Raw genomic sequence first — 11255 nt, forward strand, 5'->3', positions numbered from 1 at the left:
TTTATCCCACACTATGCTCGAGGCTGATTGATAGAAGTTTCTGCGCTTCAACAGCGAATTCGAGTGGTAATTCTGAAAATACGTCTTTACAAAAACCATTGACGCTCATGGATATGGCGTTGTCTTCACTGATCCCTCTTTGGGTGCAGTAAAACAGTTGATCTTGGCCAATTCGAGAGGTCGTCGCTTCGTGTTCAACGTGAGCAGACGGGTTTTTGACTTCGATATAAGGAAAAGTGTGAGCCCCACATTCAGCGCCGATTAACATTGAATCGCACTGAGTGAAGTTTCTCGCACCTTCTGCGTTAGGGGTGACTTTAACCAGCCCTCGGTAACTGTTCTGGCTTTTGCCTGCTGAAATCCCTTTTGAAATGATGGTAGAGCGAGAGTGTTTTCCTATATGAACCATCTTAGTGCCGGTATCGGCTTGTTGAACGCCATTCGTTAAAGCGACGGAGAAAAACTCACCAACAGAGTAGTCTCCTTTGAGAATTACGCTTGGGTACTTCCACGTTATCGCAGAACCTGTTTCTGATTGAGTCCAAGACATTTTGCTGTACTCGCCTTCGCAAACCGCACGTTTGGTTACGAAATTGAGTATGCCGCCTTGTGAATCCTCTGCTCCTGAGAACCAGTTTTGCACAGTGGAATATTTAACTTCAGCACGCTTGTGAATGATGACTTCTACGACGGCGGCGTGAAGCTGATAGGTATCTCTCATCGGGGCAGAGCAACCTTCAATGTAGCTGACGTATGAGTCCTCATCAGCCACTAAAATTGTTCTTTCAAACTGGCCTGTTTTTGCTTGGTTTATTCGAAAGTAGGTAGAGAGTTCTCTTGGGCATCTCACACCTTTCGGGATGTAAACAAAAGTGCAGTCAGAGGCAACAGAGGCATTCAAAGCCGCAAAGAAGTTATCTTCAGGTGGAACAACGGTGCCTAGGTATTGCTGCACAAGTTCAGGGTATTCTTGGATAGCTTCGCTGAATGAACAGAAGATGATTCCGAGTTCTTTCAGTTCGTTTTGATAGGTAGTGGTGACGGAAACTGAATCAAAGATTGCATCGACAGCAATTTCAGAACCTTCTCTAACTGGAATCCCAAGTGTTTCAAAGGCTGTCTCGACTTCTTCGGTTAAAAATTCATTCGAGCCATCACCACTATCTTTATCACAACTATCTTTGTCGCAGCTAGAACAACTTGGCGCGGAGTAGTAACTGTAATCTTGGTAATTTAGGTCTGGATAATCGGCTTTTAACCAATGCGGTTCCTTCATCGTTCGCCATTTACGGAATGCTTTGAGACGAAACTCCAACATCCATTCGGGTTCGTTACGTTTTGCGGAGATTGCTCGAACGACTTGTTCGTTGATTCCCTTCGACAAAGTATCTGAAGATAACTCAGTGTAGAAACCTTCACGATAGTGACTGCTGTGCAGTAACTCTGTAACTTCAGGCTGCGTTTCTAATGCGCACATGGTTAAACTCCAAAACTCTCGCCACATCCACAAAGGTTCTTCACTTTGGGATTATTGTATACAAAATTACTGTTTAAACCCTGACGCACAAAGTCGATCTCTGTGCCATCGATCATAGGTAGGGCTTTGAGTGCAATATAGAAAATGACGTCATGTGATTCGTACTTGATGTCGTCATCGGATGGCGAATCGATCAGCGCCACTTCATATGCAAACCCCGTACAGCCAGAGGACTTAACCGTGAGGTGGAAGTGCTTTTGCCCATGTGATAACTGGGAAATTCTGTTTGCGGCACTTTCACTTAACGTAACGCCTTGCCACTCCATATCATGTATGGATATGTCATTAGAACCGGAACTCGAAATACTCACCTTACTGCTCCATATTTGACTGGTGATAATAGATGATATTGATTATCATTTGCATATCAACCATGTATTGTCTATGGTCTTTAGGTCGGGGATCAATATGTTGACAAAACATAAATCCCAAATACTATATGTGCCATTATTTGTTAATAATGATTATCATTAAGATTTAATTGAGGTTGTATAATATGGATGTCATCGTTTATTCCAAGCCACAGTGTGTGCAATGCACAGCAACGGTTAAGGCGTTACAGAGCAAAGGTATTGAGCATACAGTTGTTGATTTAACGTGCGACGAAATCGCAATGGAAAGGGTTCAATCAATGGGGTATCGACAAGCTCCCGTGGTTGTCGCCAATGACCGCCATTGGTCCGGTTTTAGACCTGACATGATCAGCGCGTTGGGTTAATGATTGTTTATTATTCTAGCGCTTCAGGGAATACGAAGCGGTTTGTCGAACAGCTAGGATTACCTGCGATCAGGCTTCCTACTGAGGCCAATGAAAGGGCGCTAGAGATTGAGCAACCATTCGTACTCATATGCCCGACTTATGCCGATGGTGAGGGGCGAGGAGCTGTGCCTAACTCTGTTATAAGTCTATTGAATAACCCGAATAATCGAGCATTGATTAAAGGTGTGATTGCATCGGGAAATCGAAACTTTGGAGCTCTTTTTGCTCGCGGAGGTGCCATTGTAGCTGAAAAATGCAATGTACCGCTGTTGTATCGTTTCGAACTATCTGGAACCCAGAGCGATATTGATATCGTGACAAATGGGTTAGAACAATTTTGGAAACATCATGGATAACCACTTTGAGAACGAGTCCCTTGACTACCATGCTTTAAACGCAATGTTGAATCTACTTGATGAACAAGGGACGATTCAGTTTGAGGCAGATAAGCAAGCGGCTCGACAGTTTTTCTTACAACACGTTAATCAAAATACCGTTTTCTTTCATAATTTAGACGAGAAGATCGACTATTTGCTCAGAGAGGGATATTACGAGGCTCAAGTTATTGAGCAATATGATCGCAGTTTTCTTCATCAAATCTGGGCAAACGCCTATCAAGCCAAATTTCGATTCCGCACGTTCTTAGGTGCTTATAAGTTTTTTACTTCCTATGCACTGAAAACTCGTGATGGTAAGCGATATTTAGAAAGGTTCGAAGACCGAGTGGTTATGACTGCGCTGTTACTGGCTCGTGGTGACTGTGAATTTGCTCTGGCACTAATGGAAGAAATCATTCATCAACGCTTTCAACCGGCTACGCCCACTTTTATTAACTCCGGTAAAAAGAGCCGTGGTGAATTGATCTCCTGCTTTTTGTTGAGAATCGAAGACAATATGGAGAGCATCGGTCGTGCGATTAACTCATCGTTGCAACTCTCACGTCGTGGCGGTGGTGTTGCTTTACTTCTGACGAATTTAAGAGAGCAAGGTGCGCCCATTAAGGGGATCTTAAATCAAAGTTCAGGTGTCGTCCCAGTGATGAAATTGCTTGAAGACAGTTTCTCGTATGCAAACCAATTGGGGTCTAGGCAAGGCGCCGGTGCTGTCTATCTCAATGTTCATCATCCAGACATCATGCAATTTCTTGATACAAAAAGAGAAAATGCCGATGAAAAAATCAGAATTAAGACCTTGAGCCTTGGTGTTGTCATTCCCGATATTACTCTGGAATTAGCCAAGCAAAACAAAGATATGTACTTGTTTTCTCCTCATGATGTTGAGCGAGTGTATGGCGTACCTTTCTCTGAAATTAGCGTGACGGAGAAGTACCATGAAATGGTGGACGACCCGAGGATCCGCAAAGGGAAAATGAGTGCAAGAGGGCTTTTCCAAACGCTTGCCGAGATCCAATTTGAGTCGGGCTATCCATACATTATGTTCGAAGATACGGTTAATCAGGCTAACCCCATTCAGGGGCGTGTAAATATGTCTAACTTGTGTTCTGAAATATTGCAGGTCAACGAGGCGTCAAATTATGATGATGACTTGAACTATAGTCATGTCGGGCGAGATATTTCGTGCAATTTAGGCTCGATCAATATTGCTAAAGCCTTGGATGGAGGTCGACTATCTCAAACCGTTGACACCGCAATTCGAGCATTAAATGCAGTGTCAGAGATGAGCGCAATCAACAGTGTTCCTTCGATAAGAAAGGGCAACGATGAAAGTCATGCTATTGGTTTAGGTCAGATGAATCTGCATGGTTTTTTGGCTAGAGAACGCATTCACTATGATTCTCCAGAGGCTATTGATTTTACCAGTAGTTATTTTGCCTGTGTCTTATATCACTGCCTTGTCGCTTCTAATAAGTTGGCGCAAGAGAAAAAGAGTACGTTCAAAGGGTTCGAAGAGTCTAGTTACAGTGATGGGTCTTTCTTCGACAAATATTTGCAGCAGGATTTCTCGCCAAAATTGGACGTGGTCCAAGATCTCTTTAGCCGTTTAGATATACGAATACCCACCGTGTCTGAGTGGAACGAATTGAAACAACTCGTCATGAGCTCAGGGCTATACAACCGATACTTACAGGCCATTCCTCCTACAGGCTCAATTAGCTATATCAACGACTCTACCGCTTCTATTCACCCCGTTACCGCTAAAGTGGAGATAAGAAAAGAGGGTAAAATTGGGCGAGTTTACTTCCCTGCGCCGTATTTGAATAACTCCAATTTAGAGTACTTCCGTGATGCCTTTTCCATAGGCCCTAAGGCAATAATCGATGTCTATGCAGCGGCCACCGAACATGTTGATCAAGGCCTTTCATTAACTTTGTTTTTTGACGATGAGGTAACGACGAGAGATATCAACAAAGCTCAGATCTACGCATGGACAAAGAAAATTAAAACGCTTTACTACATCCGAATGCGACAGAAAGCATTAGAAGGTACTCAAGTCGAAGGGTGCGTGTCGTGCTCACTGTAATAAAGGGATAAACGCAATGAAAAAGATGGAATCCGGCCCCGTTCAAGCGATTAACTGGAATCGTATGATTGATGGTAAAGATCTAGAGATTTGGAATCGCCTGACGGTTAATTTTTGGCTGCCTGAAAAGGTACCTTTATCCAATGATATTCAAACATGGAAGCAACTAACTGAAGAAGAGCAAACGCTAACGATTAGAGTTTTTACCGGTTTAACGTTACTCGACACGATTCAGAATACGGTGGGTGCGCCAGCCTTGATGGAAGATGCGAGAACGCCTCATGAAGAAGCGGTATTAACCAACATCGCTTTTATGGAAGCCGTTCATGCTCGTAGCTACTCTTCTGTCTTCTCAACTTTGTGTACTACGCCGCAAATTGATGAAGCGTTTCGCTGGGCTGAAGAGAACCCTCTGTTACAGAAAAAAGCACAGATTGTCCTCGACGATTATTTGGCTGAAGGCGACCCGTTAAAGAAAAAAGTGGCCAGTGTTTTTCTAGAGAGTTTCTTATTCTATTCTGGGTTTTATCTACCCATGCATTGGTCGAGTCGGGCTAAACTGACAAATACAGCGGATTTGATCCGTCTGATTATTCGTGATGAGGCGATTCATGGTTACTACATTGGATACAAATTTCAACTCGCTTACCAATCTCTTAGTGAGGAAGAACAGGCGAGAGTTAAGGATGAAGCTTATTCATTAATGTTCTCTCTTTATGAAATCGAAACACAATATACAGAATCGCTTTATGATCCTGTTGGCTTAACTGAAGATGTGAAGCATTTTCTACATTACAATGCCAACAAAGCATTGATGAATCTCGGGTTTGAAGCATTGTTCCCGGATGAGTTGTGTCAGGTTAACCCTGCTATCATGGCCGCCCTGTCGCCAAATGCTGACGAAAATCATGACTTCTTTTCTGGTTCAGGATCTTCTTACGTCATAGGTAAAGCTGTCGCGACCGAAGACGATGACTGGGATTTTTGAACGAATAGCCCGAGTATGAACTCAGGCTTGAAAGAGGGTTAGTTACCCCTGAATCGACATCATCGTTTTTAAGGCTTGCCGTTTGAAAGTTAGGTCACTCAGACGGCAAATTTTGCTTTAACTCTAAAAGCATTTTATAAGCACTTTCGCCAGACATTTCGTATGGGTTAAACTGATCCGAAGTCGAAAATTGTAAGTTCAACAGCTCGGTTAAATTAGACTGCGGAATGTCTCCCATCGACCAATCTCCAAACTCTCGACAATCAACTTCCTTAAAATACAGTATGGTCACTCTCTCGTGCCGCTTATCGTTTAGGATGTGATTGTAGGTATGGTTTACCGCCTCCCTAGAGCCTTCAATGCATTGAAGAAAGTACTTTTGATTATGACTGAGAAGCCCTGTTAGATGGCTCTGCCGATTGTGGTCTCGTGAGATAGTGAGTATTTCATCCAGTGCTTTGGAATCACAACATTCGGAAAGTGTGCTGACATAAATTAACCGAGTTAGGAACATAGGCATCATTTCGAATTTTTGTTCAAAGGGTATTAATAAATATAAGCCAAGCTCATGGAATTGCGAGTTATTGGCTTAATTGTCACTCGGGGGCTTTCGGAAGAGAAGAGGATGGTGATGAAGTAGCAAAGGACAGCTAGCAAGATGCGCTAAAATGAGCCGAATGTTGTTCATTCAATCATTCTAGCGACCTACTTGCATCGAGTCTCTCGTTAGTCGTTAAGAACCGAAATCGATTCGACGTTGGAAGATGCATCGAATCGAACATTGACCAATACGCTTTCACGTTCAAAAGTCACATCATCAAAATCAGTGGCTGCGATCTTAAATCCATTCCTTGCGAATAAACTGGTCACTGTTGTTCGTTGTTTCTGTTCCATGGCGCTTGTCAGTAGTTCGTTCATTGTGATCTCCATTAAGTAACCGTGTGCATAGTGTAAGCGTACAGGGTCTACGTTATGAGTTCAATTGCTTAATCAATAAGCTGTGTTGATGAGTTCAATTGAATGATTTTGGCACTCCAAAATGTGATGAATAAGAGGGTAGATGGTCGTATTACTTATGATAAGTATGGTGTAATGTGACCACCGTTCAGTATACTTTTGGGTAGGGATTTATTTAAAAAATTCAATGTAATAAGTGGTTACAAAACACAGGGGGTCGCATCGATTTGTGGTGAGTAACTCACCAAATGAAGCTTCTTTTTATTGAAATGTTGAGTGTTAAAGTGGTGTTGCACTGCGCACTTTAATTCAAGTGCAATTATTTATTAAATAAGTTTGATTTTAATGAATCGTTAGTTGCGGTACTTATGCTAATTTTGTCGCAAGGGATACTTAGTGAGTAGCCTAAATAAATAATTAATATGGGAAACGAAAGCAATGAAGGGAATGAAAAAGTTTATTACTCTATTTTTGGTATTGCTCTGCTTTGGTGTCAGCCATGTTCAGGCCAATGATGCGCGACTTAAGCAAGCTTACCAAAATCACCAAAGTGATGTTCAAGTACGTGGCTCGGGTCTAGTTTCACGATTGCTTCCAGACGATAATAAAGGCTCTCGACATCAGAAGTTTATCTTAAGGCTCGACAGCGGACAAACTTTGCTGGTGGCACATAATATTGATTTAGCTCCTCGTATTCAGGGATTGAGAAAGGGCGATAGAGTTGAATTTTATGGGGAGTATGAATGGAACAAGAAAGGTGGCGTGATGCACTGGACCCACAAAGATCCTCGGAATCACCATGCTCATGGCTGGCTAAAGCATAATGGGAAAATATACGAGTAGACGCACTTGGCATGGCATCTCTGCCATTAAAGAGTATCTATAGAGTGTTAGAGATAGGCGGTGGAAAGCATGTCTCTCACTGGGTTTTGTTGTAACTTGTTTTTTTGTAATTTAATAATTTGAGGCTTTATGATTGAAGTGAATTATTTAGTTCAAGTCGTTAGTATTCCTGATGATCTCATTGAAGCATCACAGAAAGCGGGTTCAGACTTGTATATGACCTACAAGCTTTATCAGCTGCTTGTACAGTCTAATCTTTTGTGGCGAGTTTGGTATATCGATGAATTTGGTAAAATTTGGCTTGAAGTCAATTTGGTTAATGATGCGGGTGACCCAGAATTTCACACGATAGCTTTAGATCAAGGTACTTATCTGAAAATAGACACGGAATGCTATGAAGTGTTGGATGAGTTGAAATAGACGAAAAGAGCCGATAGTTCGGCTTTATCATTGGCTCTCGATACGTCTATTTGTAAGCTAGCTTCGCTTGGTTATTTTTACATTAAACCCAACAGGAGACATCGTGAACGCAAACTGTTCAACCACAGTTTCAGGGGCTTGTTGTGGCTCAATGCTGAATTCTTTAAACAATGTATGAAAGGCGAGTTTAATTTCCATCATGGCCAATGAGCGTCCAGGGCATAGCCTTGCTCCTCCACCAAACGGCTGAAGGTTAGAGAAGGAAGCGCCATCTTTTTCTATCCAACGATTCGGGTTAAACGTGGTTGGGTCTTCAAATAAATCAGCATCAAAACCATTCGCATGTAGCATCACAAAAACAGGCGTGCCTTTTTTTACTTCGATGTCACCAATCTGAGTGTCTCGTGTGGGTTCCAAATAAAGTTGTGGCGCTACCGGTTTTAATCGCATCGCTTCATACATCACCGCTGTCATATAAGGTGTTCGAGGAAGCGGCCATTCTAAGACCTTTCTCTTCCCTAGGGCGTCAAGTTCATCTTGTAAGGCCAACTCACTACTGCGATTGCCGCTGACTAAGAATGCCATCCATGCCAGTGTATTCGCTGTGGTATCTTCACCTGCTAATAGAAGGGTAATAGCATTTGCAACAATATCTTGGTCAGTTAATGAGGAATCTTGTTCTTGTTCCAATAACATGATTTGCAGCATGTTCTCTGGTGAGTCTTTAAGGGCTGGTTCGTGAACCAGACGAGCGCGTTGTTTTTCAATACACCCATAAACGAAATGCCTAATGTCTTCCAAACTGGTATTAAACAGCTTGTCTTTTTTCGTTTTGAAAAAACGCCACAATGGAATTGGAGAACTACAGCGTTGATTTATTACCGGAAATACGTTTTGTAAGCTTTTACTTAGTGGCACAGACGTTTGTTCTATCGAGTTAAAGTCTTCCCCGAACGCTAGCAGAGAAGTTACATCGACCGTGTATTTTTTAAATTCAGCGACTAATTCGACCACTTCTCCTGATTCCGCTAGCATTTCAAAGTGCTTTCCTAGGCGCTCTGTAATCACGCTTAACTGAGGATGAAAATGTTTAAGGTGACTCGGCTGAAACATAGGTTCTGTTAATTTTCGTTGATGCTTCCAACGTTCTTCTTCAGCAGAGAATATGCCATTAAGACCGGCTTCATCAAATACACTTTCGATGCTTTTTAAGCGGCGAAATTCATCCGGTCTCGATTTCAACACTGACTTGATTTGAGCTGCATCAGACAATACAAGTACATCCTTCAAGCCTAGCTTTAAACGGAAATGAGCACCGTACTCTTTAATCCAACACAACATTTGCTGATGAACATTGGGCTGTTTTAAATAGCTCACATGTCCTAAAACACCAGAAGTGGGTGGCATTGGTAGTTGCTCAATTCGCTTCATTTTCATTTCCTTATGTATATCATTGATGGCGCGTAACAATACTGAAGTTACGGCTAGAGCGATAAGTAAAAGTCAGCATCTAATTTAGCAAGTTTCATGGTTTGGTAAGTAAAGGTATGTAAGTGAGTGGTTAACCGCTAAGTTTACGAAACCTCGGAACCGGAGATTCCCCGACAATTACTTAACGAATATTTTTGATAGTGGACTAATTACGCCGTTGGCTCCTCTATCTATGATGTGAGTATATATTTGCGTTGTTTTTAGATCGGTATGTCCAAGCTGTTCTTGAACTGTTCTAATATCAGCACCGCTTTGAAGAAGGTGCGTCGCAAATGAATGCCTTAAAGTGTGGGGGCTGGCGTGTTTTTGGATGTCACACTCTTTGAGCACAAGCTTCATGGTTTTTTGAATACCGCTTCTGTCCATCGGTGCGTCGTCACCTTTTCCAAGCCCGGGAAACAGTAAGCGAGGGTGCTTGTGGCTGAGCCAGTGTGTGCGGAGTGCCTTAAGCGTTCGCAGAGGAAGCGGCACCATTCGGTCTTTGCCGCCTTTTCCTTCGCGTATGTGAACCCGCATCGTTTGGCTGTCGATATCGTGAACCGTAAGGTTGAGTCCTTCACCAAGGCGTAATCCCATGCTGTAAAGAGTTAAGAAGAAGACCTGATAACGGGCTTGTCGTGTGTGGTTAATCAGTGAGCTGACTTGTTGCGGTGTGAGTATGTCGGGCAGTCTTTTCACTTGTGGCGGCTTCACTATATTGAGCCACTCCCACTGTTTACCCAGTGTGTAGCGATAGAAAAACTGCAAGCCATTACGATCGAGTTTAATGGTGCTCCACGAGTGGGTTTGGATAAGAGACGCGAAGAACTGTTTGAGATCGGCCGTGGTTAATGTGTCAGGGACGCGATCGAAATGAGCGATGATCCGACGAACCGCACGAGAATAGGCATCAATAGTTGCAGGGCGTTTACCTTGCAGTTTTAGATTGGTAAGGTGTTGTTCATAAAGGGCGTTGTAGCGTTCTAAGTCGGTGGCATTCATAAGTTACTCCTGTCAACGACCATCAGGGTGATGGTGTGACAAGAGTATGGCTTGCACTTGTTTTACTCTGCCGCGCAGCGGCTTCGTTCAACAAAGCATTTAAGAGTGATTCCCAACGCTTGGCATTTTTCATTCCATCGTTGGGTCTTGCGTTTACGGTGGTATGGTTTAGTTTCGGTGGTAGCGTTGCTCACACCTTAATGCGGCGTTAGAACTTATAAGGAAATTTGATGGTTGTGCACGAATGTGTATCTTTTTTGCTGGTAGACAATGATAGCGTCTTGCTTGAAAGGCGTAGTGAACAGAAAGAAACAGATGCAGGTAAAATTAATATCCCTGGCGGGCACATAGACGGTGATGAAAGTCAGGTTCAAGCTTTGCTCCGTGAAGTAAGAGAAGAATTAAATGTAAGCCCATTATCGTATAAGTACCTTTGCTCTCTTTATCACCCAACTAGTGAGTTGCAATTAATTCACTATTATTTCGTCGAGAGCTGGAATGGTGAAATTTCAGCTCAGGAGGCTGAGAGTGTACATTGGTATCCATTGTCATCAGCCCCAGTCGATATCGAGGCTGATAGTTTGGCTCTAGCTGAGTTTCAAAGAGTGAGTCAATATCTGTGAGCCCAGTTCTAACAAGCGCTTCAAGCTGATTCGCAACGCATGGCATTTTTGATTCAAATTGGTTTAGTGTTTACGGTGCAATGCAGCCAGTTCGGTTTCGTTGCTCACAACTTAAGCGAGCGTTGATATGACCCCCACTGTCAATTAAAAACGTAGAAGTTTCTCTCCTGTATT

Annotated in this window: 14 protein-coding genes; 8 read left to right on the top strand and 6 right to left on the bottom strand. The window is 42.8% G+C overall.

Annotation, left to right across the window (positions count from 1 at the left end):
- Position 1: 1 nt before the first annotated feature.
- Both sufB and ACED60_RS20410 read right to left on the bottom strand, forming a co-directional pair.
- Positions 2-1477 (bottom strand): Fe-S cluster assembly protein SufB, encoded by a 1476-nt coding sequence (gene sufB / locus ACED60_RS20405; protein WP_371728331.1) that lies wholly within the window; start codon positions 1475-1477, stop codon positions 2-4.
- A gap of 2 nt (positions 1478-1479) precedes the next feature.
- Positions 1480-1848: an iron-sulfur cluster assembly accessory protein gene (locus ACED60_RS20410; protein ID WP_009847125.1), complete on the bottom strand. Its 369-nt coding sequence runs from the start codon at positions 1846-1848 to the stop codon at positions 1480-1482.
- Between the two features lie 185 nt (positions 1849-2033).
- Here ACED60_RS20410 and nrdH point away from each other — a divergent pair, with 185 nt between their 5' ends.
- Genes nrdH through nrdF form a run of 4 tightly spaced genes read left to right on the top strand, consistent with a single transcriptional unit; the run spans position 2034 to position 5766 of the window.
- Positions 2034-2255 (top strand): glutaredoxin-like protein NrdH, encoded by a 222-nt coding sequence (gene nrdH, locus ACED60_RS20415; protein ID WP_009847124.1) that lies wholly within the window; start codon positions 2034-2036, stop codon positions 2253-2255.
- Positions 2255-2653 (top strand): class Ib ribonucleoside-diphosphate reductase assembly flavoprotein NrdI, encoded by a 399-nt coding sequence (gene nrdI, locus ACED60_RS20420; protein WP_012604288.1) that lies wholly within the window; start codon positions 2255-2257, stop codon positions 2651-2653. The genes nrdH and nrdI overlap by 1 nt, the downstream gene beginning before the upstream one ends.
- Complete coding sequence (nrdE, locus tag ACED60_RS20425) at positions 2646-4778, top strand: class 1b ribonucleoside-diphosphate reductase subunit alpha (RefSeq protein ID WP_371728332.1); 2133 nt, start codon at positions 2646-2648, stop codon at positions 4776-4778. Before nrdI ends, nrdE begins: the two co-directional genes overlap by 8 nt.
- A 16-nt stretch (positions 4779-4794) precedes the next feature.
- Positions 4795-5766 carry a class 1b ribonucleoside-diphosphate reductase subunit beta gene (gene nrdF / locus ACED60_RS20430; protein WP_017097343.1) on the top strand — a complete coding sequence of 324 codons (972 nt, stop codon included), beginning with the start codon at positions 4795-4797 and terminating at the stop codon, positions 5764-5766.
- Between the two features lie 94 nt (positions 5767-5860).
- On the opposite strand, the gene ACED60_RS20435 is transcribed toward nrdF, so the two are convergent.
- Together ACED60_RS20435 and ACED60_RS20440 are read right to left on the bottom strand one after the other, a co-directional pair.
- Positions 5861-6280: a BLUF domain-containing protein gene (locus ACED60_RS20435; protein WP_017097344.1), complete on the bottom strand. Its 420-nt coding sequence runs from the start codon at positions 6278-6280 to the stop codon at positions 5861-5863.
- 212 nt (positions 6281-6492) lie between these two features.
- A complete protein-coding gene (locus tag ACED60_RS20440) occupies positions 6493-6684 on the bottom strand; it encodes a hypothetical protein (RefSeq protein WP_009847119.1) in 192 nt (63 codons plus the stop codon).
- A gap of 486 nt (positions 6685-7170) precedes the next feature.
- On the opposite strand from ACED60_RS20440, the gene ACED60_RS20445 reads away from it, so the two are divergent.
- Together ACED60_RS20445 and ACED60_RS20450 are read left to right on the top strand one after the other, a co-directional pair.
- A complete protein-coding gene (locus ACED60_RS20445; protein WP_029222999.1) occupies positions 7171-7566 on the top strand; it encodes a DUF3465 domain-containing protein in 396 nt (131 codons plus the stop codon).
- A gap of 129 nt (positions 7567-7695) precedes the next feature.
- Positions 7696-7986, top strand: a complete 291-nt coding sequence (locus ACED60_RS20450) for a hypothetical protein (RefSeq protein WP_135382635.1) — start codon at positions 7696-7698, stop codon at positions 7984-7986.
- A gap of 57 nt (positions 7987-8043) precedes the next feature.
- Here ACED60_RS20450 and ACED60_RS20455 read toward each other — a convergent pair whose 3' ends face one another.
- On the bottom strand, positions 8044-9417 hold the full coding sequence (locus ACED60_RS20455) for a cytochrome P450 (RefSeq protein WP_371728333.1): 1374 nt from the start codon (positions 9415-9417) through the stop codon (positions 8044-8046).
- A gap of 177 nt (positions 9418-9594) precedes the next feature.
- Positions 9595-10458 carry a site-specific integrase gene (locus ACED60_RS20460; RefSeq protein ID WP_371728334.1) on the bottom strand — a complete coding sequence of 288 codons (864 nt, stop codon included), beginning with the start codon at positions 10456-10458 and terminating at the stop codon, positions 9595-9597.
- Between the two features lie 35 nt (positions 10459-10493).
- Here ACED60_RS20460 and ACED60_RS20465 point away from each other — a divergent pair, with 35 nt between their 5' ends.
- Complete coding sequence (locus ACED60_RS20465) at positions 10494-10670, top strand: hypothetical protein (RefSeq protein WP_371728335.1); 177 nt, start codon at positions 10494-10496, stop codon at positions 10668-10670.
- Positions 10671-10688: 18 nt separating this feature from the next.
- Positions 10689-11081, top strand: coding sequence for an NUDIX hydrolase (locus ACED60_RS20470; RefSeq protein ID WP_371728336.1), 393 nt, complete (start codon positions 10689-10691; stop codon positions 11079-11081).
- Positions 11082-11255 lie beyond the last annotated feature (174 nt).

Origin of the sequence: Vibrio sp. 1F279 (assembly GCF_041439815.1) — a bacterium.
Lineage (GTDB): Bacteria > Pseudomonadota > Gammaproteobacteria > Enterobacterales > Vibrionaceae > Vibrio > Vibrio tasmaniensis_A.